This is a genomic window from Nocardia sp. FBN12 (assembly GCF_054031145.1).
On sequence record NZ_CM132926.1, the window covers coordinates 3,731,150 to 3,757,868 of the forward strand.

The 26,719-nt window shown below is 68.7% G+C and carries 24 protein-coding genes; 10 read left to right on the top strand and 14 right to left on the bottom strand.

Annotation, left to right across the window (positions count from 1 at the left end; translation table 11 throughout):
* Window positions 1-2: 2 nt before the first annotated feature.
* Both ACWZHB_RS17940 and ACWZHB_RS17945 read right to left on the bottom strand, forming a co-directional pair.
* Entirely contained in the window at window positions 3-947 is a 945-nt protein-coding gene (locus ACWZHB_RS17940) for a LysR family transcriptional regulator (RefSeq protein ID WP_427903030.1), read from the bottom strand.
* A gap of 64 nt (window positions 948-1,011) precedes the next feature.
* Complete coding sequence (locus ACWZHB_RS17945) at window positions 1,012-2,520, bottom strand: flavin-containing monooxygenase (protein ID WP_427903031.1); 1,509 nt, start codon at window positions 2,518-2,520, stop codon at window positions 1,012-1,014.
* Window positions 2,521-2,616: 96 nt separating this feature from the next.
* Here ACWZHB_RS17945 and ACWZHB_RS17950 point away from each other — a divergent pair, with 96 nt between their 5' ends.
* Complete coding sequence (locus tag ACWZHB_RS17950; protein ID WP_427903032.1) at window positions 2,617-3,156, top strand: GNAT family N-acetyltransferase; 540 nt, start codon at window positions 2,617-2,619, stop codon at window positions 3,154-3,156.
* 17 nt (window positions 3,157-3,173) lie between these two features.
* Here the strand turns inward: ACWZHB_RS17950 and zapE are convergent, their stop codons facing one another.
* Window positions 3,174-4,190, bottom strand: a complete 1,017-nt coding sequence (gene zapE / locus ACWZHB_RS17955; RefSeq protein WP_427903033.1) for a cell division protein ZapE — start codon at window positions 4,188-4,190, stop codon at window positions 3,174-3,176.
* Window positions 4,191-4,225: 35 nt separating this feature from the next.
* Between zapE and ACWZHB_RS17960 the strand changes: the two genes are divergently transcribed.
* The 4 genes from ACWZHB_RS17960 to msrB all read left to right on the top strand — a co-directional run bounded on the left by ACWZHB_RS17960 (window position 4,226) and on the right by msrB (window position 8,488).
* Complete coding sequence (locus tag ACWZHB_RS17960; RefSeq protein ID WP_427903034.1) at window positions 4,226-4,987, top strand: pyrimidine reductase family protein; 762 nt, start codon at window positions 4,226-4,228, stop codon at window positions 4,985-4,987.
* Between the two features lie 32 nt (window positions 4,988-5,019).
* The gene (locus tag ACWZHB_RS17965; RefSeq protein ID WP_427903035.1) at window positions 5,020-6,573 is read left to right on the top strand and encodes an alpha/beta hydrolase; all 1,554 of its coding nucleotides are present in this window, start codon (window positions 5,020-5,022) and stop codon (window positions 6,571-6,573) included.
* Window positions 6,574-6,658: 85 nt separating this feature from the next.
* The gene (locus ACWZHB_RS17970; RefSeq protein ID WP_427903036.1) at window positions 6,659-7,990 is read left to right on the top strand and encodes a glycosyltransferase family 87 protein; all 1,332 of its coding nucleotides are present in this window, start codon (window positions 6,659-6,661) and stop codon (window positions 7,988-7,990) included.
* Window positions 7,991-8,050: 60 nt separating this feature from the next.
* Complete coding sequence (msrB, locus tag ACWZHB_RS17975; RefSeq protein ID WP_427903037.1) at window positions 8,051-8,488, top strand: peptide-methionine (R)-S-oxide reductase MsrB; 438 nt, start codon at window positions 8,051-8,053, stop codon at window positions 8,486-8,488.
* A gap of 48 nt (window positions 8,489-8,536) precedes the next feature.
* On the opposite strand, the gene ACWZHB_RS17980 is transcribed toward msrB, so the two are convergent.
* From ACWZHB_RS17980 to hemE, 8 genes are all read right to left on the bottom strand, one after another.
* Complete coding sequence (locus ACWZHB_RS17980; RefSeq protein ID WP_427903038.1) at window positions 8,537-9,403, bottom strand: SDR family NAD(P)-dependent oxidoreductase; 867 nt, start codon at window positions 9,401-9,403, stop codon at window positions 8,537-8,539.
* Window positions 9,404-9,425: 22 nt separating this feature from the next.
* The gene (locus ACWZHB_RS17985) at window positions 9,426-10,622 is read right to left on the bottom strand and encodes an NADH:flavin oxidoreductase (RefSeq protein WP_427903039.1); all 1,197 of its coding nucleotides are present in this window, start codon (window positions 10,620-10,622) and stop codon (window positions 9,426-9,428) included.
* Window positions 10,622-11,197, bottom strand: a complete 576-nt coding sequence (locus tag ACWZHB_RS17990) for a TetR/AcrR family transcriptional regulator (RefSeq protein WP_427903040.1) — start codon at window positions 11,195-11,197, stop codon at window positions 10,622-10,624. Before ACWZHB_RS17990 ends, ACWZHB_RS17985 begins: the two co-directional genes overlap by 1 nt.
* 88 nt (window positions 11,198-11,285) lie before the next feature.
* Complete coding sequence (locus ACWZHB_RS17995; protein ID WP_427903041.1) at window positions 11,286-12,254, bottom strand: DUF2804 domain-containing protein; 969 nt, start codon at window positions 12,252-12,254, stop codon at window positions 11,286-11,288.
* A gap of 120 nt (window positions 12,255-12,374) precedes the next feature.
* Window positions 12,375-13,070: a hydrogen peroxide-dependent heme synthase gene (gene hemQ, locus ACWZHB_RS18000; protein ID WP_427903042.1), complete on the bottom strand. Its 696-nt coding sequence runs from the start codon at window positions 13,068-13,070 to the stop codon at window positions 12,375-12,377.
* 44 nt (window positions 13,071-13,114) lie between these two features.
* Window positions 13,115-13,273: a hypothetical protein gene (locus ACWZHB_RS18005; protein ID WP_427903043.1), complete on the bottom strand. Its 159-nt coding sequence runs from the start codon at window positions 13,271-13,273 to the stop codon at window positions 13,115-13,117.
* Between the two features lie 107 nt (window positions 13,274-13,380).
* Window positions 13,381-14,742, bottom strand: coding sequence for a protoporphyrinogen oxidase (locus ACWZHB_RS18010; RefSeq protein ID WP_427903044.1), 1,362 nt, complete (start codon window positions 14,740-14,742; stop codon window positions 13,381-13,383).
* Between the two features lie 113 nt (window positions 14,743-14,855).
* Window positions 14,856-15,911, bottom strand: coding sequence for a uroporphyrinogen decarboxylase (hemE, locus tag ACWZHB_RS18015; RefSeq protein WP_427903045.1), 1,056 nt, complete (start codon window positions 15,909-15,911; stop codon window positions 14,856-14,858).
* A 419-nt stretch (window positions 15,912-16,330) separates the two neighbouring features.
* Between hemE and ACWZHB_RS18020 the strand changes: the two genes are divergently transcribed.
* The 3 genes from ACWZHB_RS18020 to ACWZHB_RS18030 all read left to right on the top strand — a co-directional run bounded on the left by ACWZHB_RS18020 (window position 16,331) and on the right by ACWZHB_RS18030 (window position 19,146).
* Window positions 16,331-16,882 carry a DUF3000 domain-containing protein gene (locus ACWZHB_RS18020; RefSeq protein ID WP_427909198.1) on the top strand — a complete coding sequence of 184 codons (552 nt, stop codon included), beginning with the start codon at window positions 16,331-16,333 and terminating at the stop codon, window positions 16,880-16,882.
* A gap of 22 nt (window positions 16,883-16,904) precedes the next feature.
* Window positions 16,905-18,155: an HRDC domain-containing protein gene (locus ACWZHB_RS18025; protein WP_427903046.1), complete on the top strand. Its 1,251-nt coding sequence runs from the start codon at window positions 16,905-16,907 to the stop codon at window positions 18,153-18,155.
* Window positions 18,156-18,291: 136 nt separating this feature from the next.
* Window positions 18,292-19,146: a class I SAM-dependent methyltransferase gene (locus tag ACWZHB_RS18030; protein WP_427903047.1), complete on the top strand. Its 855-nt coding sequence runs from the start codon at window positions 18,292-18,294 to the stop codon at window positions 19,144-19,146.
* Here ACWZHB_RS18030 and dxs read toward each other — a convergent pair.
* Entirely contained in the window at window positions 19,143-21,041 is a 1,899-nt protein-coding gene (gene dxs, locus ACWZHB_RS18035) for a 1-deoxy-D-xylulose-5-phosphate synthase (RefSeq protein ID WP_427903048.1), read from the bottom strand. The two genes, ACWZHB_RS18030 and dxs, sit on opposite strands and share 4 nt — an antisense overlap.
* Window positions 21,042-21,357: 316 nt before the next feature.
* On the opposite strand from dxs, the gene glsA reads away from it, so the two are divergent.
* On the top strand, window positions 21,358-23,166 hold the full coding sequence (gene glsA, locus ACWZHB_RS18040; protein WP_427909199.1) for a glutaminase A: 1,809 nt from the start codon (window positions 21,358-21,360) through the stop codon (window positions 23,164-23,166).
* 73 nt (window positions 23,167-23,239) lie between these two features.
* Window positions 23,240-23,911, top strand: a complete 672-nt coding sequence (locus ACWZHB_RS18045; protein WP_427903049.1) for an SIMPL domain-containing protein — start codon at window positions 23,240-23,242, stop codon at window positions 23,909-23,911.
* A 15-nt stretch (window positions 23,912-23,926) separates the two neighbouring features.
* On the opposite strand, the gene hpnE is transcribed toward ACWZHB_RS18045, so the two are convergent.
* Window positions 23,927-25,291 carry a hydroxysqualene dehydroxylase HpnE gene (hpnE, locus tag ACWZHB_RS18050; protein WP_427903050.1) on the bottom strand — a complete coding sequence of 455 codons (1,365 nt, stop codon included), beginning with the start codon at window positions 25,289-25,291 and terminating at the stop codon, window positions 23,927-23,929.
* 62 nt (window positions 25,292-25,353) lie between these two features.
* Window positions 25,354-26,712 (bottom strand): class I SAM-dependent RNA methyltransferase, encoded by a 1,359-nt coding sequence (locus ACWZHB_RS18055; RefSeq protein ID WP_427903051.1) that lies wholly within the window; start codon window positions 26,710-26,712, stop codon window positions 25,354-25,356.
* Window positions 26,713-26,719 lie beyond the last annotated feature (7 nt).

A 26,719-nucleotide genomic window follows, 5' to 3' on the forward strand; every position in this document is an offset into this window, starting at 1 on the left:
TGTCAGGCGGGCGTAGCGAGCGTGACGAGGCCGGGGTCCACGTCCGGTTTCGGGGGTTCGTGCAGGACGGTGCCGATGAGGTCGCGCAGGGCTCGATGGCCCGCGTCGGCGGTGTTGCGTGGGTGCCACGCCATGGCGACGACGGGGGCGGGTAGTGGCAGCGGGATTTCGAACATCGCAAGGCCGAGTGCGGTGCGTGCGGATCGGGACAGCAGTTCCGGTGCGGGGCAGACCAACTCGGTCGAGGCGAGGGTGAGCAGGGCGGTGGGGAGGTCGGGGACGGTGGCCACCACGCGGCGGGTGCGGCCGTGCAGGGCCAGGCGGTCGTCGATCGGGCCGTGGGTGCGGCCGGTGGGGGAAACCTCGAGGTGCCGAGCCGAGGCGTAGGCGGCGACCGTGGGACGCTCGGTGGCGAACGGGTGGTCGGGGGCGGCGACGCCGATCCAGCGGTCGGCGAACAGGCGCTTGACCACCGTTTCCGGATCGGTCTGCCCGATCATGCCGACTTCGACATCGACCCGGCCGTCGCGCAGGGCCACCGCGCCGTCGGCGGCATCGGCGGCCAGCAACCGCACCGTCACCCCCGGCAGTTGTGCGTGCACCGCGGCCAGCAGCGGTCCGGACAGCCGGGCCCCCACCGAATCACCCACGCGGACAACGAAATCGCGGTGCCTGCCGGGACCGTGTCCGTCGCGGGCGGTGAGCAGCGACCGGCCCTGATCGACCAGGCTCGCCACATCGTGGCGCAATTCGAGTGCCCGTGGCGTCGGCACCATCTGCCGACCGGAGCGCACGAGCAGCGGATCGCCGAGCACCTCGCGCAACCGGGTGAGGGTGCGACTCATCGCCGAGGTGGAGGTGTGCAGCCGCCGGGCCGCCTCGGTCACGCTGTTGGTGTCGAGCAGCGCGTCGAGAGCGAGCAGTAGGTTCAGATCCAGCGCGTCCACGCGAGGATTATCACCAACGCACCGATCGCCGCCAAGCGAAGCCGACGGCGATCCGGCGTGTCGGCTACCGCTCCGCTACGGGCGCCGGGGTCCGCGCCTCGGGAGCGGCCACCGCGCGATTGCGCAGCACCCCCCGATAGGACGAGGGCCGCACGGGTCGCACCCACTGTGCCAGCCTCGACAGGAACGGCAGCGGCGTGCCGAGATCGTCGAGCATCTCGTCGATATTGGCCAGCGAGAACGGGACCACCGAGGCGCCGTGCGCGTGGTTGCCGTCGCTGCGCAGCCGCGACCATTCCAGGCGCGCGTCGATCTCGTTGTTCATCAGCTCGGCCATCGGCGGCACGAACCGGCCCGTGAGCAGCCCGGCGATCCAGTGCGCGCTCACCTCGGCGCTGAGTGCGCTCACATTGGAGCTGTTGTAGCCGGCGAAGCTCAGGTTGGGGATCTCCACCGGCAGGATGTGGCGGTAGAGCCGGAAGTCGCTCACCTCGTCGGTGAGGGCGCGCCGCACGAACGGGGTGAGGAACGGGACCTCCTGGCGATACCCGGTAGCGCACAGGACGATCTCGGCCAGTTTCAGGCTGCCGTCGGCCAAGCGCACCGCGGGCCCGTGTGGCCCGCCGATCAGTTCGGTGATCTCGGTGTCGCGGTGCACGCTGATCCGGCCCGCCTCGACCTGCTCGGCGAAGCCTTCGGTGGCCAGGCTCGCGCTGCTGGTGCCGATCTCGGAGATCGGGCCCGTCGGCACCAGATCGAGCTCACGCAGCCGCAGCTTGCGCGTCACCCGCTCCTGCAGCAGGTCCATGTTCGCCTGGCGCAGCGCGAGGCGGTCGAGCAGTCGTTCGGCGCGGTGCGGGAAGCGCGAGGGGAAGTGCGCCTCGCCCGCGCGGGTCAGCAGCAGACGCTCGTAGTCGGCGCCGAAGCCGAGTTTGCGCGGCATCTTCCAGGTGAGTCTGCGTGCCACCACGGTGGTTTCGTCGGCGATATGGCTGACGGCCTCGGCCACATCACACGCGGACTTGCCGTAGCCGAGCACGACCACCGAGCGATCACGCGCCTGCTCGACATCGTGGAAATCCGAGACGTGGCACAGTCGCCCGCCCGCGGCGCGGAATGCCGCGGCCCCTGGCAGGTTCGGCAGCACCGGGTCGCTGTAGACGCCGTTGGCGACGATCAAGTGGTCGCAGGTGGTGCGGTGCCCGCCCCGCTCGTCGCGGATCTCGAGCAGCCAGCCGCTGTCGACCGGGTCGGCCGCCACCACCTCGGTGCCCAGCCGCAGGTGCGGGCCGAGGCCGAACTCCTGCACGTATCCGGCCAGGTAGGCCTGCATCTGCTGACCGTCGGGCCAGCGGGGGAAATCTTCGGGCATCGGGTGATCGCTGAAGGCGTACGTGGACTTGCTGTTCTGCGCACGAAGTCCCGGATACCGGCGGGTGGCACTCCACACACCGCCGACGTCGGGGGCCCGGTCGAAGACTTCGACCGGGAACCCCGCCTGACTCAATACCTTCGCGCAGGCCAAACCCGCCACTCCCGCACCGACGATCCCGATGCGGCTACCGCTCGTCATGCGCAGGAGACTACTCGGACAGACACCGAAGTTGCCACCGCGCTGGACAGGTCATAGTCGCTCGGCAGCCGGGGTGACCCGTGCTGTACTGGAAGGATGACCAACAGTTCCGTCATCGTCGACCGGGCCGGACTCTGGGACGCCGAGGCGCTCAGCGATGTCGCCGCCGCGACTTTCCCGCTCGCCTGCCCGCCCGAGGCCACCGCGAGCGACATCGAGATCTTCCTCGAGCAGATGCTCTCGGGCGAACGCTTCGGCGAATACCTGTCCGACCCGGCCAGAACCGTACTCAAGGCCGTCGAGGGTGACGAGATCGTCGGCTACGCCATGCTCATCGCGGGCAGGCCGAGCGATCCCGAGGTCGACGCGCAGGTGAGCGCGGGCGAGGTGGTCGAACTGAGCAAGATGTACGTGCTGCCCGGACACCACGGCAGCGGTGTCGCCGCGGCGCTGATGGAGGCCGCGGTCGACACCGCGCGCAACTCGGGCGCCGGGACGGTGTGGCTGGGGGTCAACCAGGCCAACGAGCGCGCGCAGAAGTTCTACGCCAAGCACGGTTTTCGGCAGGTGGGCACCAAGACCAACATGGTCGGCAGCCAGCTGCACGCCGATTTCGTCTTCGAACGCGCGCTCTAGCCCTCCACGACCGCAAATTACACAGCTGCCTCGAAACGGGACAGGGCCAGCAGACGCGAGATCGCGCGCAGGTACTTCTTGCGGTAACCGCCGTCGAGCATCTCCTTCGAGAAGATCTCGTCGAGCTTCACGCCCGAGACCGTCACCGGGATGCTGGCGTCGTAGAGGCGGTCGGCCAGCACGACCACGCGCAGCGCGACAGCCTGATCGGTCACGGTGTGCACGTCGGAGATGAACACCGATGTCACGCCCTGGATCAGCGCACCGAACTTGGACGGGTGCAGGGTGCTCAGATGCTTCAGCAGCACATCGAATTCGTCGAGCGTGGAACCCGGGGTGGCCGCGGCGCGCTCGACGAGCACCTCGTTCGAGGTGGGTTCGGGAGCGGGCGGCAGGTCGCGGTGACGGTAGTCGGGGCCGTCGACGCGGACCGGATCGAAGATCGAGCCGAGCTTCTTGATCTCGCGCAGGAAGTCCGAGGCCGCGAAACGACCCTCGCCCAGCTGGCCGGGCAGGGTGTTCGAGGTCGCCACGATGGAGACGCCGCGGGCCGACAGCTCGGTGAGCAGTCGCGAGACCAGCATCGTGTCGCCGGGATCGTCGAGTTCGAACTCGTCGATGCACAGCACGCTGTTGGCCGAGAGCCGTTCGACGGCGTTGTTGAAGCCCAGCGCGCCGACCAGGTTGGTGACCTCACCGAAGGTGCCGAACGACTTGGGCGCCGGGGAGCTGTGGAAGATCGAGGCGAGCAGGTGGGTCTTGCCGACACCGAAGCCGCCGTCGAGATACAGGCCGGCGCCGGAGATGGCCTTCTTCTTGCCGAAGAGGCTCTTCTTCGAGGCGGCCCTGTGGATTTTCGCCACCTGACCTGCGAAGGCCTCGGCCTTGGCGACCGCGGCCGCTTGGCTCGGTTCGTTCGGGTCCGGGATGTAGGAGGCGAAGCTGACCTCGTCGAACATGGGCGGGGGCACCATCTGCGCGACTAGTTGGTCGGCCGGGACCTCCGGATGGCGATCGACAAGGCGTTCTTGCATATACGAAGCTTAGGGACGTGGTTCCATCGATCCCTATGCAGCGTATCCACAATGTGACCCAGCTCGCAGACCTCGACGATGACGCACTGGCCAGGTGCTACGCCTACCCGCGCCATCTGGACGAGCCGTGGGTGCGGGCGAACTTCGTCAGCAGCATCGACGGGGCGTTCACCGTGGACGGGGTTTCGGAAGGCTTGGGGACCCCGGCCGACAAGCGGGTGTTCAAGGTCCTGCGCGAGCTGGCAGACGTGATCGTCATCGGGGCGGGCACAGTGCGCGCGGAGAACTACGGCGGCGCGGGCACCGACCCGCAACGCCGCATCGCCCACCACCAGCAGGGAATCGGCGGTCACCCCGACGGCGCCGCCCCACCGATCGCGGTGGTCACCGCTACCGCGCAACTCGATCCCGGTTCGAAGTTCTTCACCGAGGCCGAGGTCGCGCCGCTGATCATCACCACCAGCCACGCGGCGCCCGAGCAGATCGCCGCACTGGAGAACGCGGGCGCGGAGATCGTGATCGCCGGTACTGCCTCGATCATGCCCGCCGCGCTGATCAGGGTGTTCGCCGAGCGCGGGCTGCACCGCGTGCTGTGTGAAGGCGGACCGCACCTGTTCGGGCAGCTGGCCGAGGCCGGCCTGGTCGACGAACTGTGCCTGACCACCGCCCCGCTGCTGGTCGGGGGCGCGGGCGGGCGAATCTCACTGTCGGCGAGCACATTCGACCTGCCGATGACGCGCAAGCAGTTGGTGCTCGACGAGGACGGCACTGTCCTGGCCCGCTGGGCCCGTCGATGAAACCTGGCGCCGAACCTGGCAGTGTGTAGCGCATGCGTTGGACTCGGGCCGCGGCAACGGCCGCGACACTGTCGATCATGCTCGCGGGCTGCGGGGCCGGGCCGTCGGATCGGCCTGTCGTCGCGGTCGAACGCCCCGGGGCCGGTGGCGCGCAGACCGAGGCCCCCGCGCCGCAGGACCTGGCCAAGGCCGAGGTGCCCAAATCCGATCTCGCCTGGCGTGATTGCACCGCGGCCACCCTGAGTTCGCTCGACTTCGGTGCCGCCCCCGCGGGCCTGGTCCTCGAGTGCGCCGAGTTCTCCACCCCGATCGACACCGCGGGCACCGTGCTCGGCACCTTCCGCGCGGGCGCCCTGCGTGCCCGCCTGCCGCAGACGCCCGCCGACGCCGCCCCGCTGGTACTCACCTCCGGCTCGGATCGTTCGTCGGCCTCGACGCTGGCCGGGCTGGCGATCGGGCCCAACAGCGCGTTGCTGGCCGCGCAGCCGATCGTCGCGGTGGACCGGCGCGGCATCGGCGCCTCCCAGCCCATCGACTGCATTCCGGCGCAGCTGCGCGCGGTGATGACCGACCTCGGCCAGACCGGCGCCGGCAATGCCGATCAGGTCGGTGCCGTCGCGGGTTTCAGCCAGGACGCCACCATCGCCTGCCGCGATTTCCTGCAGCCCTACGAGGGCACCTTCGACGCGCCGCACGCCGCCGACGACATCGAACAGCTGCGCAAGCAGTGGCAGGTCGACAAGATCAACGTGCTCGGCGCGGGCAACGGCGCCAAGGTGGCCCTGAGCTACGCCCGCCGCTATGGCGACCACCTGGCCCGGCTCGTGCTCGACGCCCCCGAGCCGGTCGGCGCCGACGCCGCCACCATGGCCGAGGCGCGCGTCACCGGCGCCGAAGCGGCCCTCACCGCGTTCGCGCAGCGCTGCAAGGCGGCCGACTGCGCGCTCGGGGCCGATCCACGCGCCGCGATCACCGCGCTGATGAACAAGGCCAACAGCGGCGGGCTGGGCGACATCTCGGCCGCGGACCTGTCGACCGCGCTCACCGGATTCCTGTCCAGTCCCCGCGGTGACCAGGCGAATCGGGTCACCGCGATGGCCGATATCCTGGCCGCCGCCGACCGCGGTGACCGCGGACCACTGTCGGCCATGATCGTGCGCGAGGCCGCCGCGATCACCTCCGACGGCGAGTTCGTCAACCGGTGCACCGACAGCCAGCAGCCACCGACCGCGGACAAGGCCCGTGAACTCGCTGAGACCTGGTCCGGCAAATATCCGGTGTTCGGGCGCACCGCGGCCATCGGGCTGATGGTCTGCTCGGCCTGGCCGGTCTCCACCGCGGCGCCGCTGCCGTCGAAACTCGCACTGCCGGTGCTGGTGTTCGCCGGTGCCGCCGATCCGATCGTCGGCGGGGCCGCCGCCTCGGTGACCGGCGCGCTCGGCTCGGCCGGGGCCCGGCACGCCACGATGACCTGGCAGGGCTGGGGTCATCCGGTCGTCGGGCACTCCGGTTGTGCGCAGAAGGCGGTCACCGACTACCTCGCTGAGGGCAAACTCCCCGCCGACGGCGGCGCCTGCCCGGCCTGATCCGGGTCGGGGCAACCACCCGGTTCCGGCGCGTCATCCGGGTCCGGCGACACCATCGCTACCCGATCCGGTGTACCGTGCCCCAGTGTTGTTCCGACAGCTCGAGCCTCGTACCGCTCGCACCTCCGCCGAGGTGATCAAGTTCGCGCTCTGGCCCTTCGCGGTCATGATGGTGCTGAACCGCGTCTTCATCAAGGCGATCAACGGTTTCGTCACCGACGACTACCGGCCGGTCTACAACGCCTCGTTCGAGTTCCTGAACGGCAGGCCGCTGTACACCGCCGACTTCTCGTCGGTCGACCCGCATTATCTCTACTATCCGAGTGGAACGTTGCTGATCGCGCCGGTCGCGATCATCGACTACGAACTGTCGCGATGGCTGTTCATCGGGCTCAACGCTGTCGCGATTCTGCTCGCGTGGTACCTGCTGCTGCGCCTGTTCAAGTTCGGTCTCGGCTCCATCGCCGCGCCCGCGCTGCTGCTGGCGATGTTCACCTCCGAGACCGTGACCAACACGTTGGTCTTCACCAACGTCAACGGTTGCCTGCTACTGGCCGAGCTGCTGTTCATCACGCTGCTACTGGCGCGTCGGGACCTCTGGGCCGGCGTGGCGCTCGGTTTGAGCATCGCGGTGAAACCGACGCTGGCACCATTACTGCTGGTCGCGGCCGTTCGTGGCCAGTGGAAGGTGTTCATCACCGCGCTCGGTGTGCCGTTGGCGCTCACCGCGATCGCCTGGCCGCTGTCGGCCGACCCCGAGAAATTCTTCACCCATGTCGTGCCGTATCTGGGTGAGACGCGCGACTACTTCAACAGTTCGGTCGGCGGCATCGGGCTCTACTACGGGCTGCCGCACTGGATGATCCTGCTGACCCAGGTCCTGATCGCCGGTGTGGTCGCAGTCTCGCTGTGGCTGCTGTGGCGCTACTACCGCCACGACGAACTGTTCTTCGTCACCACGTTCTCCGGCGTGCTGCTCACCGCGTGGTTCGTGCTGCCCTCGCTGGGCCAGATGTACTACTCGATGATGCTGTTCCCGTTCCTGATGACAGTGGTGCTGCGCAATTCCGTGCTGCGCAACTGGCCCGCGTGGCTGGCGATCTTCGGGTTCATGACCTACGACAAGTGGCTCTCGGATCGCTGGCAGGGTGTCGGCCGCAACCTCGAATACCTGCGGGTGACCTTCGGCTGGGGGCTGCTGCTCATCGTCGTGTTCTGCGTGCTCGGCGATCGCTATCTGGCCGCGCGTCGCGAGGGCAGGCTGCAGTTCGGGATCGACCCGACGTGGATGAAGGACGCGCCCGATTCGCGCGACGGCACCGATGAGCCCGCGCCGGTCGCGCCGGTCGCGGATACCCCGCCGCACCGCGAGGATCCGGTGGCGCCGGTCGAGGATCGCGAGCCCGCGCTCAAGTAGTTTTCGGCTGGTGACGCACCGCTCACGGCGCGCACCGCCCGAAACCATTAGCGTGGAGCCATGAGTTCCGATACTTCGTTGCCCACGCCGCGCATCCAGCTGACGCCGCAGCAATGGCGGGCGAAACTGGACCCCGAGGAATACGCCGTCCTGCGCGAGGCGGCCACCGAGCGCCCGTTCATCGGCGAATACACCGACACCAAGACCGAAGGTGTCTACACCTGTCGTGCCTGCGACGCCGAATTGTTCCGCAGCACAGAGAAATTCGACTCGCACTGCGGTTGGCCGTCGTTCTTCGATCCCGCCGATTCCGACGCGGTGATCCTCAAGGCCGACGACACGCTCGGCATGCGCCGGGTCGAGGTGATCTGCGCCAACTGCCACAGCCACCTCGGACATGTGTTCGAGGGCGAGGGCTACCCCACCCCCACCGACCAGCGCTACTGCATCAACTCGATCTCGTTGCGCTTGCAGCCCACGGAGGGGTCTACCAGCTGAAACACCTGAAGCTCAATCGCTCGGGAAGCCCACCGCGGCCAGGTGTGGTCAGTTGCCGCGGGTGGGTGCGGTGCGCTTGGGGTAGACACCGTGGCCGACCTGTAAGTAGGACAGCCGATCGGCCAGCCGGGTGCTGAGCCGTCGGAGGGCGTCGTAGCCGTGGGCGTCTTTGCCGATCACGACACGGCCCTTACCCTTCACAGTCGTATCGACGATGCGGCGCGCCACCTGCTCGGGCTTGGCGGAGAATCCCTTGGCGAGCCACTCTGGCGCACCCATTTGCTGGGCTACCTTGCGCACCAGGTCGGTCCAGACCGAACCAGGAAGCACCGTGGTCACCGTGACATTCGAGCGGCCACGCAGATCCTGCGCCAGACCGTAACTGAACAGGGCGAGCGCGGCCTTGGACGCGCCGTACACCGCTGAGCCGGGCACCGGAACGATCGCCGACAGGCTCGAGGTGTTCATGATGACGCCCCGGGGTCGTTGCAGCAGGTGCGGGAGGAAAGCCCGCGACATCCACACCGCGCCGAAGAAGTTCACCTGCATCAGCGTCTCGATGCGAGCGTCGCTGAGGTCGGCGACGGTCTGCAGTTCCTGGGCGATTCCCGCGATGTTGAACAGACCGTCGACCTGTCCGTGGGCGGCGATCACGCTGTCCGGGAAGGCGGCCACGGCGGCGCGGTCGCAGATATCGATCGGGTGGGCGGTGAAGCGCTCGCGGTCCGCGACCAGTGCGGCGGTGGCGGCCAGCGCCTGCTCATCACGATCAGCGCCGACCACGACCGCACCGCGGGCGATCAGCTCCAAGGCGACGCATCGTCCGATGCCGTTCCCCGCTCCGGTGACGACGAAGACGCGTCCCTCGATCTGCCTGCGCGATCTCCCAGTTGTCGCGGACAGCGGTCTACTCATGATGTCTCCTCCCTCGGGTGTGTCAGCCGAGGGTCAGCTGGATCGGCTCGTGCGAAAGGGTGGGGCGATATACGCAGCGCGTGCCCGAGTAGATGGTGGGCATGCATTCGTTGCAGTGCACACACGCCGAGCGCGTCGATTCATCTACCTTGATGCGGTGCAGTAGATCCGGTTCGCGCAGCAGGGCCCGCCCCATGGCGACGAATTCGAAGCCCTCGGTCCGTGCCAGCTGCATGGTGTCGAGGTTGGTGATGCCGCCAAGGAGGATCAGCGGCATGGACAGTGCGCGCCGGAAGTGGCGAGCCCGCTCGAGCAGGTAGGCCTCCTTGTACGGGTACTCCTTCAAGAAGGACTTCCCGACCAGGCGGAAGCCCATGCGGGCGGGGGCGGGCAAGACTTTCGCGAACGAGCGGTGCGGGGGTGTGCCGTGGAACAACATCATCGGGTTCAGTAGCGAACTACCGGCGGTCAATTCGAGGGCGTCGAGCGCGCCGTCGGCCTCGAGCCAGGCGGCGAACTGGAGCGATTGGGGAATGGTGAGGCCACCGGCCTGACCGTCCTCCATATTGATCTTGGCCGTGACCGCGATCCGATCACCCACGGCATCCTTTACCGCACAGGCGATTTCACGTGCCATCCGAGCCCGATTGAGCAGTGATCCGCCGTAGGCGTCTTTGCGGCGGTTCAGCACCGGGCTCAGGAACGAGCTGGCCAGATAGTTGTGGCCGAAGTGAATCTCCACCGCGTCGAATCCGGCCTGCTCGGCCAGGCGTGCGGCCTCGGCGTGCGCGGCCACGGTGTCGGCGATCTCGGCGATGGTGGGAGTCTTGGTGAATCGCATGCCGAGCGGGTTGAACATCCGGCTCGGCGCGAGCGCGGGCACTCGATTGGAAGCGGCGTTGGCCACCGGTCCGGCATGACCGATCTGCGCGCAGGCGGCGGCGCCCTCCGCGTGCACGCCGTCGGTCAGCTTCCGCAGTCCCGCAACGGCTTCCGGGCGCATCCAGATCTGATGCCGATCGGTGCGACCGCCCGGTGCGACCGCGCAATACGCGACGGTGGTCATGCCGACACCGCCGGCGGCGACCTCCCGGTGGAAGTCGATCAGCTCCTCGGTGACCAGGGCGTCCGGCGTGCGGCCTTCGAAGGTCGCGGCCTTGATCACCCTGTTGCGCAAGGTGATCGGACCCAGGGTGGCAGGTGCGAAAATGTCGTTCATCACTGTTCTCCCGTCGGCGCGGTCAAACCGGCCACCACGAAATCTCGCAGTGTCTCGAGGTCCGGCTGCGTCATTCCGTGTTCCTCGATTTCGGGGCTGCCGAAACGCATGATGATCAGATCGAAGGCGAGCATCCACCGGCGGCGGCCCTCCTGGCCACTCAGCTCCGGGAGCAGCGTGACCCAGGTGGACATTCGGAACCACGGGCCTTGCCACGTCGTGAGATGCCGTCCGAGCACGAACCTCGACAGCAGTCGAAGATGCAAGCGGCCCAAGGGATCTCCCGCGAGCTGGACGAAGGGGGCCAGGATCGTGTCGACGACAGCGGGGAGCGAATCGCGTCCGGCGCTCGCGCGGGCCAGACCATCGGCCCACAGTGGTCCCAACCGGTCCTCGATCAGCGCACCGACCAGGGCTTCCTTCGAACCGAAGTGGTAGTGCACCGCGGCGGTGTTCGCACCGGCGGCGGCACAGATGCCGCGCACGGAGACCTCGTCGTACGGCTCGGTCAGCAGCAGTGATTCGGCGGCGATCAGCAGTCGCTGCCGTGTCCCCGTCTTGACCTCATCGACCATACACAGAAGTGAAACACGTTTCAATCGATATTTCAATCACTGTTTGAATCATCGGGTAAATACCCCTGCCCTGGTTACCGCCTGCGAGTCACCACCGGTTCCGGGCTTCCTCTGCCCATCCCACGACACCGTCCAGGTCGAGCCAGCGACCGTCCTCGCCGCGCACACGGCCGGCGAAGTCCCCGAAACACTGATGCGTTTCACCGGCGACGATCAGCAGGTTCGACACCGCGACGCGCTCATGGAACGGCCGGAACTCGACCTCGACCCGATCGCCGGTGATCGACCACGGCCGCAGCCAATCGGCGGTGTCGTAGTCCCAGCGCAGCTCATCGCTGATCTTCTGGAGGCGACCGTCGACAATGAGGGCGTTCTCGGTGCTACCGGTCCCGGCGGTCCACTTGCCACCGAACTGGATTCCCAATCCGGGCCGCGCACCGGCCGCCCAATTCCAGGTCATCGAGTACGGCCATTTTCCCCGGCTGTGGTCGAGTACCGCGAAACCCTCCTCGATCCGATGTACCTGCGAGCCCACGGTCAGCGTCCCGGACACCGGACGCCCCACATCCTTGACCGTGTATTGGAAGCGCCGCGTACTCCACGGCACCACCACGCCGAGCGACTCATGACCGGGAGGCAACGGCAACTGCGCCGAGAGCCGTACGCCCGAGGCACTGGCCTCGATCGCGCTACCGCCCTCGTCCTCGGAAATGTCGATCTCGACACCACCACCGCGCGCGGACGTGATACCCACACCGCTGCGCGCGGCCATCACCGTGCCGCGCGCCAGCGGCACCACCGCATCGCGCGCGATTTCCTCGCCGCTCTCCCGGTCGAGCACGTAAATCCCGTGCACCCCAGCGTAATCCAGCGACGATACGACAACGCCGACAATATGACGGGGAGTGACAATGCCCCAGTACTCCCAGCGCTTACACCGCCCCCAGCCACGCAGATCGGTCCGATGCAACGGCTGCCGCGTCCACCCGACGGCAGCCGGGTCGAGCCGACCGCCGGGTCGGCACAGATCGACCGGCGTGGTGATCTCGCGTTCCATGCTCGTCCTCCGACTTCTCACACCGCTTTACTACACGCGATGCGAACGGCAGGGGTGCGGATGGACTGACTACGGTCGGCGGCCGAGCTGGACAGTGTGCGGAATCGCCCTTCCCGGGCGTTACGGCAGTGCGGTGACCAGTTGTTCGACCTCGACCCGCGGTCCGGTGAAGAACGGCACCTCTTCGCGCACATGCAGGCGAGCCTCGGTCGCCCGCAGGTCACGCATCAGATCGACGATCCGGTGCAGTTCGGGCGCCTCGAACGCGAGGATCCACTCGTAATCGCCCAGTGCCATCGAAGTCACGGTGTTCGCGCGAACGTCCGGATATCCGCGAGCTTCCTTGCCGTGGTCGGCGAGCATCTTGCGACGCTCCTCGTCGGGGAGTAGGTACCACTCGTAGGACCGCACGAACGGGTAGACGCAGATGTAATTCCCCGCGTCCTCGCCCGCCAGGAACGCCGGAATGTGGCTCTTGTTGAACTCCGCGGGCCGGTGCACCGCGACATTGCTCCAGACCGGCGCGCTCGCCCGTCCCAGCTCGGTGGTCCGCCGGAAATCGGCGTACGCGGCCTGCAGATCCTCGACCCGTTCGGCATGGGTCCACAGCATGAAATCGGCGTCGGCCCGCAGCCCCGCCACGTCGTAGATCCCCCGCAACACCACGCCCTTGTCAGCGAGCCCGTCGAAGAACGCCCGCGCTTGCTTGATCGCCTCCGCCCGATCCTCACCGAGCACGCCCGGCTGAACCTGGAACACCGAGAACATCAGGTAACGGATGGTGGAGTTGAGAGCCTGGTAGTCGAGTCGCGCCATGGCATCCATGGTGCCACTGCGGCGTTTTCGCGTACCGCTCGGGCTCAGTCCAGGTTCGGCCTGCTCGCCCGCCACGGCGACGATTCGTCACTCCCGAACACCGAGGTAACCGTCGTCACCGCACCGTCGTGAAGTTCGACGGGCCCGAGATCGGGATCGAGAATCAGGATCCGTCCGCTGTTCTGCTCGCCGTTGATGGCCACAGCGAGCGATCATGCAATATCGCTATCGCCGACGCTCCACGACACGCCGCTGGTCAGTGCGCGCTACCCCGATCGGTGCTTTCGAGATCGCCCATCCAGCATCCGGATCAGCGCTGTGTGCTCTGGATACAAGCGTCAGCCACACGTTCCGCGGCGGCGGTGCCCGAGGCGACGCAGGCGGGGACGCCGACGCCGTGGAGGTAGGCGCCCGCTACAGCGAGGCCGTCGAGGGGGGCGAGAGCGGATTCGAGGGTGGCGATGCGGTCGGTGTGGCCGGGGGCGTACTGCGGGAGGCCGCCGGGCCAGCGTTGGACGACGGCTTCGAGTGGGGTGATCGGGATGCCGGTGACGGTGGACAGGTCCGCGACGGCGGCCGCGATCAGGTCGTCGTCGGTCCAGGACAGCGGTTGGTCGTCGCCGAGGCGGCCGAACGAGGCTCGGACGAGGGCGACGTCGCGTTCGGCCAGATGCGGCCATTTACGGCTGGACAGGGTGAAGGCCTTGGCGCGCAAGGGTTCTCCGGTGGCGACGAGGATGCCGGAGTTGTCCGGAAGTGGGGTGTCGCGCGGGATCGCCATGGCGACGAGCGCCGAGGAGGACAGCTCGATACCGGCGGCAGCCTGCGCGGCTACGGGTGCCACGTGGTGCAGCAGGCGGGCGGTGATCGGCGCGGGCGTCGCGATGACCACGGCGTCGACGGCGCCGAGCGGGTCGACCACCCAGCCACGGGGTGCGCGGGCCACCCGCGTCGCGGCCATCGTGGTGACGAAACGTGCTCCCGACGCTTCGGTCAGTGCGGCGAGCAGGGCTCCGTAGCCATCGCGCAGTCCACCGAATACCGGGGCCGAACTGGGGGCCGGCATCGCTGCGCAGACAGCCTCGGTGAGGCTCGAAGCGCCGTTGTCGAGTGCTTCGGCGAGGGTGGGCAGCGCGGCGCGGACGCCGATGGAAGCGCTGATCCCGGCATACACCCCGCCGAGCAACGGATCGACGCTCCGCTCGACCACCTGCCTGCCGAAACGGTCGCCCACCAGGGTTTGCACGTCGACGTCGGAGCCCGGCTCCCAATGCAGCGGCCGCTGCGGCTCGGTCGCGACCCGGTCGAGCGTCGCATCGTCGATCAGCCCGCGCAGCGACTCCGCATCAGACGGAATCCCCATCAGAGTGCGCCCCGGCAGCGGATGCGCCGCCCCCTGCGACCAGATCAGCGGCCGCTTCCCCGCAGGCCGCACCAACTGGTCGTCCAGGCCGAGTTCACTCATCAACTCGATCACCTCGGGTCTGCGCCCGACGAATGCCTCGGCCCCGAGATCGACTGGGTCCCCGGCCAATTCACGGGTGTGCAGCACCCCGCCGACCCGACCGCCCTGCTCGAGCACGACAATGTCGGCGTCCTCCCCCAGCCGCTGTCGCAACCGGTACGCCGCGACTAGCCCGCTGATTCCGCCACCGACGATCGCGATCCTCATGCCTCGACCGTAGCCGCGCGCGCACCGGCTGCCGACGCGCGCCCTGACCGATGTCGGCCGAGTCACTGTCCGTGGACTCCCCTCGCCGCCGGCGGCATCGAGGGGATCGAGCTCTACAGCGAATGCACCAACTCGACCAGCGCGGTCAATACGCCGGGATCGGTGTCGGGCAGCACGCCGTGGCCCAGATTGAAGATGTGCCCGGTCGCGCCGAGGGTGATCGCCTCGTCCGCTTCCCGGGCGATCCGGCGCGTCTCGGCCTCGACCGCGTCGAATCCGGCGAACAGGATCGCGGGATCCAGGTTGCCCTGCAAGCCTTTTCCGGCGCCGACCCGTCGCACGGCATCGGTAAGCGGCACTCGCCAGTCCACCCCGACCACATCCGCACCGGCCTCACCCATGGCACCGAGCAGTTCGCCCGTGCCGACACCGAAGTGAATGCGCGGCACCCCCGCCGAGGCGACTTCGGCGAACACCCGCTCCGAATGCGGCAGCACATACTCGCGGTAATCGGCCAGCGAGAGCGCGCCCGCCCAGGAATCGAACAGCTGCACCGCGTCGACCCCGGCCGCCAGCTGGGCCTGCAGGAAGGCGATGGTGATGTCGGTGAGGGCACCGAGCAGGGCGTGCCAGGTCTTCGGGTCGGCGTGCATCATCGCCTTGGTGCGCTCGTGCTGCTTGCTCGGCCCACCTTCCACCAGGTAGGAGGCGAGGGTGAACGGTGCGCCTGCGAAGCCGATCAGCGGAGTGTCGCCGAGCGCGGCGGTGAGCAGTCGCACGCCTTCGGCGACCGCGCCGACCTCTTCGGGGCGCAGCCGCGGCAGCGCGCGCACGTCGGCCTCGGTGCGGATCGGCGAGGCGATGACCGGGCCGACGCCGGGCACGATGTCGAGGTCGATGCCTGCCGCTTTGAGCGGAACAACGATGTCGGAGAACAGGATTGCCGCGTCGACGCCGTGGCGGCGGATCGGCTGCATGGTGATCTCACACACCAGCTCCGGGTCGAAGCACGACTCGAGCATCCCGATGCCCTTGCGCAGTTCGCGGTACTCCGGCAGCGACCGGCCGGCCTGACGCATGAACCACACCGGGCGCCTGCTGGGCGTCGCGCCGGTGGCGGCGGCCAGGAAAGGGGCATCGGTCAACCGGCGGCGGGTGTAAGTGCTCATCGCCGTTCATCCTAAGCGTCGAGCCCGGACAAACCTCACCCCCTGGCGGGTGTGGGACCGACAACACGTTTCAGCGGGTAGTGACCCGGAAGCCGTGTCTTCCCGACACAGTGCTGTGGACGCGCTCCTGAGCGCACCGGGCACCGCTGCGCGGTCTCCTCGCCGATGCATCGTGGACGAGGCGGCCACACAGGACTCCCGTGGCACTTCTGTCGCACATCGTGCATCGCACCGACCTCGAGAATGCGCCCTACGCAACGTGACCCGCACGCAACGCGCACGGCGGCGCGCCTCCGACGGCGCCGGGCACCCACCGTCTACCGTTCCTCCTCGTGACACCGCTCGACATCCGCGACGGCGCCGCACCGACCGGGGGAACGCCCCGCGAGCCTGCTCCTTTTCGGGCGGCGGTCGATGCGATGGGCACCGCAACAGTGCACCCTCGAATCGAGCTGGCGCCTATCCGTCCTCCGCAACGGTTGGCGCCGTTCTCCTATGCGCTCGGAGCGGAGGTCAGCCACCCCGACAGCCCGGTGGTGCCCATCGACTCCGAGGGCGACGCGTTCGGCAGGCTGATCCTGCTACACGACCCCGACGGCGACGAGGCCTGGAACGGTGTTTTCCGGCTCGTCGCCTACATCCAGGCCGATATCGACGCCGCGCTGGCAGCCGACCCGCTGTTACCCGAGGTGGCATGGAGCTGGCTGGTCGACTCCCTGGAATCGCGCGGCGAACCGTTCACCGCCCTCGGCGGCACGGTCACCGCGACCAGCTCGGTCCGCTACGGCGATATCGCGGGCCCGCCTCGCGCGCACCAGCTCGAACTGCGCGCCTCGTGGACACCGACGACCACCGAGATGCGACGACACGTCGAAGCGTTCTGCGAAGTGCTGGCCTTTGCCGCCGGGTTGCCGCCCGCCGGGGTCACCCATTTACGACCGGACTCCTATACCCGCACCGAACACCCTTGATCGCCACGTAGAGTTCACGTTTATGTCGGTCGCCGAGGAACCCACCGCAGCAGAGCCACTGCTCGTCCCTGCCGAGGGGGTTCCACCTGTGCTGGCGACCGCCGAAGAGGTCGCCGCGGCCGCCAAAACTCTCGCCGCGGGCACCGGTCCCCTCGCTGTCGACGCCGAACGCGCGTCCGGTTTCCGCTATTCGGCACGGGCGTACCTGATCCAGCTCCGCCGCGAGGGCGCGGGCTCGTTCCTCATCGACCCGATACCCATCACCGATGCGCTCACCCCGCTGGCCGAGGCGATCAACGACCTCGAATGGGTCCTGCACTCCGCCGATCAAGACCTCCCCGGCCTCGCCGAACTCGGCCTTCGCCCCGCGCGCCTGTTCGACACCGAACTCGGCGGCCGCATCGCAGGCTACGAACGCGTCGGCCTGGCCGCGATGGTCGAAAACCTGCTCGGCCGCACCCTGCGCAAGGGCCACGGCGCCGCCGACTGGTCGAGCCGCCCGCTGCCCGACGAATGGCTCAACTACGCCGCCCTCGACGTCGAACTGCTGCTCGAACTGCGCGACACTGTCGCCGCCGACCTCACCGCCCAGGGCAAACTCGACTGGGCCGCAGAGGAATTCGAGCACGTCCGCACGATGGACCCGCCCGCCCCCAAGGCCGACCGCTGGCGCCGCACCTCCGGCATCCACACCCTGCGCCGCACCCGCCAGCTGGCGATCGTCCGCGAACTGTGGACCACCCGCGACGAACTCGCCCGCGCCCGCGACGTCGCCCCTGCCCGCATCCTCCCCGACTCGGCGATCGTCACCGCCGCCACCAGCGAACCCCGCTCGATCGCCCAACTGCGCACCCTCCCCGTCTTCGGCGGTCCCCGCCAGCGCCGCTACTCCCGAGACTGGCTCGCCGCCGTCGAACGAGGCCGCTCCCTCCCCGACAAACAACTGCCCCCACTGACCCTCCCCTTCGACGGCCCACCCCCGGTCAACCGCTGGGAACGCCGCGACCCCATCGCCGCCGCCCGCCTCACCACCGCCCGCGGTGCCATGGGCGAACTCTCCACCACACACGCCATCCCGGTCGAGAACCTGCTGTCTCCCGAGCTGGTTCGCCGACTGTGCTGGGACGGACTCCCCGACTACAAGAACGTCGGTACTCCCGAAGAGTTGTCCGCGAGGATCGAAGCCTTCCTCCGCGCCGGCGGCGCCCGTCCATGGCAGCGCGCCCTCGCGGTCCCCGCTCTGACAAGCGCACTGACTCCCGCGTCCGACTAGTCCTGCCTGGCCCGGTTGTCTCGGCGACGTGTCGCCGGGTCACGTTGCGGGCGCGGCACGAAAACCAGTCGACCCGGCGGGGTGCCCATCGGTAGCGTCGATCCTCGCCATCACACTGCCGTCGAAGGGTCACGCCGTGCTCGAAGCCGAAGCGATCGCCGCCAACCGCGCGAATTGGGACGACCGGGCCGACGTGCACGCGCGGTCGCAGATGTACGACGTCGATGCCTTCCTGGCCGATCCGGGCGATATCTCCTCGGTGGTGCGCAACGATCTCGCGGTACTCGCGCCGCACCTGCCGAGATCCGGGATCACGGGGCGGTCCCTGCTGCACCTGCAGTGCCACATCGGCACGGACACCGTGTCCTGGGCGCGGCTGGGTGCAGTCGACGTGCACGGACTGGATCTGTCGCCGAACTCGCTGCGCCACGCCGCGCGGATCGCCGAGGCCGACGGTCGGCACATCACCTGGATCGAAGGGGATGCCCGGTTCGCCTCGACTCTGATCGACCGGCGTTTCGACACCATCGTGACGAGCGCGGGAACCATCGTCTGGTTGCCGGAGCTCACCGCGTGGGCGCGGTCGATCCATGACCTGCTCGAGCCCGGCGGGGTGTTCGTGATCCGCGACGACCATCCGATTCTGGGCGCGATGCAGTTCGAACCGTGGGAAATCGACGACGACTACCTCGGCGGTGGCGGTGCTCGTATCTACTCGGATTCGGGTACCTATACCGAGGATTCGGCGGGGCAGGTCGCGCACACCATCAACCACGAGTGGCGCCACGATCTGGGCGAGATCGTCGGAGCGCTGATCGGGGCCGGGCTCGTCATCGAGTCGATGGCGGAACTGCCCTATATGGACTGGCCCGCGTTTCCCGATCTGGTGCCCTGCGAGCAGGGATGGAAGCTGGCGGAAGGCAAACCACGCATCCCGCTCAACTTCGCTGTCGTCGCCCGGCGGCCGGGCGACGACAGCGACGATGCCTAGCGCGACTGCAGCCAGCCGCCGATCCGCTGGGCGATGGAGTCGGGGGTGAGGCCGAGCTCTTCGAGGATCTCGTTGCGGGAGGCGTGGTCGAGGAACTGCTGGGGCACACCGAGATCGCGGGTGGGGACGTCGAGGCCCGCGTCGCGCAGGCGGGCGGAGACGGTGGAGCCGATGCCGCCGTGCAGGCCGCCGTCTTCGACGGTGACGACGAGACGGTAGTTCTCGGCGAGCTTGACCAGGGTGTCGGAGACCGGGATGACCCAGCGCGGGTCGACGACGGTGACCGAAATACCTTGGGGCTCCAGGAGTTCGGCGACCCGCATGGCGGTTTCGGCGAAGGGGCCGATGGCGACGATCAGGACGTCGCCGTGCTGGGACTGCGCGGACCCCGCACTGGGCACCGCCAGTCGAAGCACATCAAGGCCGTCGAGCCGTTCCACGGCCGTGATGTCTTCGGCGACACTGCCTTTCGGGAAACGCAGCACGGTCGGACCGTCGGAGACGGCGAGCGCTTCGGCGAATTCCTCCCGGAGGGTGGCGCCGTCGCGGGGGGCGGCGACGCGGATGCCGGGGATGATGCCGAGCAGCGAGAAGTCCCACATGCCGTTGTGGCTGGCGCCGTCGGGACCGGTGACACCCGCGCGGTCGAGCACGACCGTGACGGGCTGCTTCAGCAGCGCCACGTCCATCAAGAGCTGGTCGAACGCCCGGTTGAGGAAGGTGGAGTAGATGGCGATCACCGGGTGCATGCCGCCCAGCGCCAGCCCGGCGGCCGAGGCCATGCCGTGCTGTTCGGCGATGCCGACGTCGAACATGCGCTCCGGGAAGCGTTCACCGAACGCGGCGAGGCCGGTGGGGCCCGGCATGGCGGCGGTGATGGCGACGATGTCCTCGCGACGCGAGCCGTGTTCGATGAGCTCCTCGGAGAACACCGCGGTCCAGCCCTTGGCCTTCTTGCCCGCGAGCGGGCGGCCGGTGAGCGGGTCGATCGGGTCGCAGGCGTGCATCTGGTCGGCGACGTGGTTCTCGGCGTGCTCGTAGCCGTTGCCCTTGCGGGTGACCACGTGCACGACAACGGGACCGCCGAAGTCCTTGGCGCGCCGCATCGCGGCCTCGAGCGCGACGAGATCGTGGCCGTCGACCGGTCCGACGTACTTCATGCCCAGATCGGAGAACAGTTCCTGCGGGCTCACCGCGTCTTTGATCCCGGCCTTGAGCGCGTGGACCATCGAGTACGCCGAATCCCCTACGGCGGGAATGCTTTTCAGAATGCGTTTCCCGGCGTCGAGGGCATGCTCGTAGGCGGGCTGGGTGCGCAGCGCGGTCAACCGGTCGGCAAGTCCACCGATCGTGGGGGCATAGGAGCGGCCGTTGTCGTTGACCACCACCACCACCGGACGATCGGGCGCGCCCGCGATGTTGTTGAGCGCTTCCCAGCACATGCCGCCGGTGAGCGCGCCGTCGCCGACGATCGCGACCGGAGTGCGGTTCTGGTCGGTGAGCGCGAATGCCTTCGCCAGGCCGTCGACATAGGACAGCGCGGCGGAGGCGTGCGAGGACTCGACCCAGTCGTGTTCGCTCTCGGCGCGGCTCGGGTAGCCCGAAAGTCCGTCGCGGCTGCGCAGCGAGTCGAAGCGATCCTTGCGGCCGGTGAGGATCTTGTGCACGTAGGCCTGGTGGCCGGTGTCGAAGATCAACGGGTCGGCCGGCGAATCGAAAATCCGGTGTAAGGCGATGGTCAGCTCGACCACCCCGAGATTGGGGCCGAGATGGCCTCCGGTGGCGGCGACCTTGCGCACCAGGAACTCGCGGATCTCGCCCGCCAGTTCGCGCAGTTGCGGCACGCTCAGCCGGCGCAGATCTTCGGGTGAATCCACCCGCGACAGCACTCCCACCTGAACTCGCTCCCTCCGGACTACATTGTGATCCGCCCAGTGTATTTGCCCGCGTGACGGGCACCGGCTCGCGGGCCCTTCCCAGCGTGGGCCCGGCGAGGTTCACGTTCGCGACGACGATACCGCCGCATGCCCGCTGAACAGGACGCGCGAGCGGAAAACCACTTCGACCAAGGCTTACCTCACTGCGTCGCCTGCTGTGAGGACAATCTCCCGCGCGTCGGCGGACCGGCCCGCCTGCTTACCGACCTACAGTGACGCTGTGACCCGACCGCACGGCGCGACGCGCACGATCGACCCCGGTGTGGTGGCGGGGATGCTCGACGAGGTGTACGCGGTCTGTCGCGACGACACCTCCGGCGCACCCGCCGACTACATTCCCGAACTGGCCGCCGTCGCGCCGGACTCGTTCGGGCTGTGCCTGGCGACCGCCGACGGGCTGGTCTACCAGGTAGGCGACACCGAGATCGGGTTCACCATCCAGTCGATCTCCAAGCCGTTCACCTACGCGCTCGCGCTGGCCGATCGCGGGCTCGACGGGGTGGCCGCGCACATCGATGTGGAGCCCTCGGGCGAGCCGTTCAACGAGATCAGCCTCGAACCCGACACCCAGCGCCCGAGCAATCCGATGATCAACTCCGGGGCGATCACCGCGGCCTCACTGGTGAACGGCCGCGACAGCGCGGACAAGTTCGAGCGGGTGCGTCGCTGCTACTCCCGCTTCGCCGGGCGCGAGTTGACGATGAACCAGGCGGTCTACGAATCCGAGGCGCGCACCGGGTATCGCAATCGCGCCATCGGGTACATGCTGCGCTCGGTCGGCATCCTCGACGTCGAACCCGACGACGTGGTCGATCGGTACTTCCGGCAGTGCTCGCTCGAGGTCACCTGCGCCGACCTGGCCGTGATGGCGGCCACGCTGGCCGACAACGGGGTCAATCCGCGGACGCGGGAACGGGCGCTGTCGACCTCGCTGACCGAGCGGGTGCTCAGCGTGATGACCACCTGCGGCATGTACAACGCGGCGGGCGACTGGGTGACCACGGTCGGGCTGCCCGCCAAGAGCGGGGTCGGCGGCGGGATCATCGCGGTGCTGCCGGGTCAGCTCGGGATCTCGGTGTACTCGCCGCGACTCGACGGTCAGGGCAACAGTGTGCGCGGGGTCGCCGCGTGCCGGGAGCTGTCGAAGCGGCTCGAACTGCACTTCTGTCACGTGACCCGATCGGCGCGCACGGCGATCCGGGCCGACTACACGGTCGCGCAGCTGCCGTCACGATTGCGCCGCACGCCCTCCGACGCCGCGGTGTTGGCCTCACACGGCGATCGCGCGCGGGTCTACGAACTGCACGGCGACCTGTTGTTCGCCGGTGCCGAGCGGGCGGTGCGGGCGATCGAGGGCAAGGCCGACGAACTCGACGCGCTGGTGATCGACCTGCGCCGGGTGGGTGAGGTGAGTCAGGTAGCGCGCGGCATGCTCGACCAGTTGCAGGCCGAGCTGGTGCGCCGGGGCAGCCGGGTGGCGCTGGTCGATCCCGACGCCACGCTCGGGCACGAGGTGTCGAGCCTGGATCCCGACGATCCGCGCGGGCGGGTGTTCATCGACCGGGACACGGCCACCGAATGGTGCGAGGACATCGTGCTCGACCGGCACCGGCCGCCGGGAACGTCCGCGCGCACGTCCATTGCGCTCGACGACCATCCGCTGCTGGTCGGGCTGGAGGAGGCCGACCGGAACCGGCTGTGCGCGGATTTCGTCGCCAGGACCTTCGCCAGGGGCGAGGTGATCGCCGAGCGCGGTGAGCCACGATCCGGGCTGTACCTGATACTCGACGGACGGGTGCGGATGACGTTCCCCGGGACCGACGGGCGGGTGCATCGGTTGGTGACATTGTCATCGGGGATGTCGTTCGGCGAGATCCCGATGTTGATCGGGGAGAAGTTCGTCAACGATGTCGTCGCCGAGACCGGGGTGCGGGTGGCGGTGATGAGCCCCACCGTGTTCGACGAGCTCGCCGAGCAGCACCCGCGATTGAAACTCGCGCTGCTGCAACGACTCGCCGCCGGGGCGTACGCGCAAATGGACTCCGCTGTACGAACCATATCCGCGAACTCGGAGAACTACTGACCGCGCGACGGAACTCGGCCAGGATGCGAGACGTTGAGCAGCACAGCAGCCTTCGACCGACAGGAGTACCGCGGTGAGCAAGAAGTCCTGGCAGGCGAGCACCACCACCTTCGGGCGCGGAGTGGTACGCGCGGTCCCCGATCTGATCCGGTTGACCTTGTCGGTGGAATCGCGGGCCGACACCGTCGTGGCCGCCTACGGACGTGCGGGCGGCCGGGTGAGCGCGGTCGTCGCGGCGCTGCGGGCGGCCGGGGTCAGTGACGCGGACATGGCGACCAGCGGGTTGAGCGTGCGCACCGAGACCGTGTACACCGACAACGGCCGCAACGAGATCGCCGGATACCTGGCGTCCACCGGGCTCAGCGTGTCGCTGCGCGAGGGTACCGGCACCGACCCCGCCGAAACCGTCGCGGCCGCGGTGAACGCGGGCGGCGACGATGTACGCCTCGGTGGCCTGACCCGAGGCATCGCCGACCCGGCCCCGCTCCTCGAACAGGCCCGCGACGCGGCCTTCGACGACGCGAAAGCGAAAGCCGAGCAGTACGCGGCCCGCGCCGGTGTCACCCTGGGCGCTGTCCTCCAGATCACCGAGGACACCTCTCCCCCGACCTCGCGCGCCTACGACATCAGCGCCGAGATGGACTCGTCCCCGATGCTGATGGCCCGCGCCAGCTCCCCTGTGCCCATGGTCCCCGGCGAAACCGAGGTCGGCGCGAGCGTCCGCGTGACCTGGGCCCTCGACTGACGCCGCCGGCCGGGGCTATCCGGGCTGCGCGAGAAGCGCTTCGACGGCACGCTCGGCGCTCTGGACGGCGCTTTCCATCGTCGCGCACCAGTCGGTGCGGGTCCAGTCGCCTGCCAGCATCAGGTTCGGGACCGAGGTGCGCTGGCCGGGGCGCAGGTTGTCGGTGCCGAGAACCTGGGAGAAGGTCGCCTTCGGCATCTTCACCACATGGCCGGTCACGACCTGAGCATCGGCGGCTTCCGGGTAGTAGCGGCGGATGAGATCCATCTGCTCGGCGACGATCTCGCTGTTGCTCTTGTGGATCTGCTCGTACGCGCCACTGGTGGTCAGGCAGTACAGCCAGGTACCGTCGGGCGTGCGCTGGTGCATGCGCTGCCGGTCGAAGACCTGATCGATCACACCGCCGCCGCCGATCAGCGCCTCCATGGCCGACTTGGTCTTCAGCGGCCGGTCGAGATACAGGTTCGTGCTCACGATCGGAGTGAAGCCGAGTTTGTCCGCGGCAGCGTAGATTTCGGCGTGTTCGGGCAGGTCGTCGAGGAGCCCGCCGACAGCGGAGTTCGGCACGGCGCAGATCACCGCGTCGGCCTCGACCACCGAGCCGTCCGCCAGCTGCACCCCGGTCGCCTTACCGTCGACGATCACGATCTTGCGGGCCACCGCCCGATAGCGCACGTCGACCCCGTGGCGCTCGAAGACCCGCTCCGCGCCGGTGATGTAGAGCGTGTCCAGGTCCACGGTGGGATAACCGATGGTCACGCCCGTCCGGTCCCGCAGCCCGATCCGGACCCCGGTGGCCAGCACGTCGGCGAACACCTTCGCCGACTCCTTGTCCACCGGCTCGGCGGCGATGCCGAGTGCGAGCCAATCCCACAGGGCCTCCCGAGCTTTCGCCGGCATCGCCAGGCGCCGGAACCACTCGTCGGTGGTGATGTCGGCGAGGTAGTCCGGCTGCCACAGTGCCTGCCGGACCAGCATCAGCGAGGAACGCAGCGCGCGTAGCCGCTCCAGTGGTCCCGCGTCGGGATGGGCACCCATCAGTGTGCGCAGGGCGCCGAAACCCTTGGTGTGCAACATGACCGCGCGACCACCCGGCCAGCGCAGACTCCCGGCGCCCGGAAACTCCACGTGCTGCCGGGTACCCACGCTATCCAGATACCGCCACAGACTGCGGTACCCGCTGGCCACCACGTGCTGGCCGTTGTCGGGCAGGTCGTCCACCTCGGCAACCCGCATCGCCTGGGTGCGACCGCCGAGCCGACCGCGCCGCTCCAGCAGAGTCACCTGTTTACCGGCCTCCGCCAGCCACACGGCGGCAGCCAGCCCGGCCAGCCCACCCCCGATGACAACGAAACGGCGCGAGTCGTTCACATCCACCATTGAGGCAATGTAGCGCGAATTCTCTCTTTCTATCGCCGAAATCGTCCGGGACTACCGAACACTCAGCGGTCGAGCAGCGCCACGCACTCGACATGATGCGTGCCCGGGAACGCGTCGAACGCCCGCAACTCCGCCAGGTGATATCCCGCGTCCAGATACAACCCCAGGTCACGGCCGAAAGCCGCTGGATCGCAACCGATGTGAACGATCCGGCGAGGATCCGCGTCGGTCACCGCGGCGACGACGTCCTTGCCCGCTCCCGCACGCGGCGGGTCGAGGACAACGACATCCGGTGTGCCGGAAGCACTGCGAGCCCAGCGCTCGACGCGGTCGGCCCGCAGATCCAACCAGGGCAGGTCGCCCAGGACCGCCACGCCGTCGGCAACCGCCGAGCGAGCGGATTCGACACCGGTCACCGCCCCGGTCTGACCCGTCTGCTCAGCCATCCGCGCCGCGAACACGCCGACACCGGCGTAGAGATCCCAGCCGGAACCACCGGGAGCCAGGCCCGACCACTCCGCGATCAGATCCGAATAGCATTGCGCCGCACCATGATGCGCCTGCCAGAACCCCGTCGCCGACAGTTCCCACCGACGCCCCGCCACATACTCGACGACCCGTCCGGAGCCCTCGACCACGCACTCCTCCCGAGGCGCGTTCATCGCCGACTTCCGCGAAGCCGCCCGGTCCCGAATCGCCCCACGCTCATCCCCCACGGGCGGCGCCGACTCACGACGACGACCCGGGCGCTGCCCACGACCGCGACTGGCCCCACGCGGCGTCTCGGGGCGTCCGGACGGTCCGGCGGCAGGCGTCTCGGCCAATTCGACGATATGGCGCACGCCGTCGCCGTCCACCGCGACAACGAGATCCGCGCCCGGCGTCCACAACCGATCCGCGACACCGTCGAGAGCCCCGGCGACAGGCTGCGGACACCGCAGATCCGTGATCACCTCGGTACTGCGGTGACGGTGCACCCCCGCCCGTCCCGCCGCGTCGACGACCAACCGCACCCGCGTGCGCCACCCGCCGGTGACCTCGCCGGAATCCCCGGCGATCGGTTCGACCGTCACCTCCGGCTCGATCTTGGCCAATCGCCGCAACTGCTCCGACACCACCGTGGCCTTGAGCGCGCGCTGCGCCTCGGGTGCGGCGAAGGAGAAATCACAGCAGCCCGCCCCACCCGGCCCCGACACCGGACACGTCGCGGGCACCCGATCCGGTGACGCCTCGATGATCTCGACGGCATCTGCCCGGCAGAACGACCCACCACGGTCCTCGGTCACCCGCGCCCGCACCAGCTCACCGGGCAGCCCGTGCCGCACGAACACGACCCGGCCCTCGTGGCGCCCGACGATGAAACCACCGTGCCCCGGCGCCCCGAGCCGCACCTCGAATTCCTGTCCGCTCCAATCACTCACGGTCACA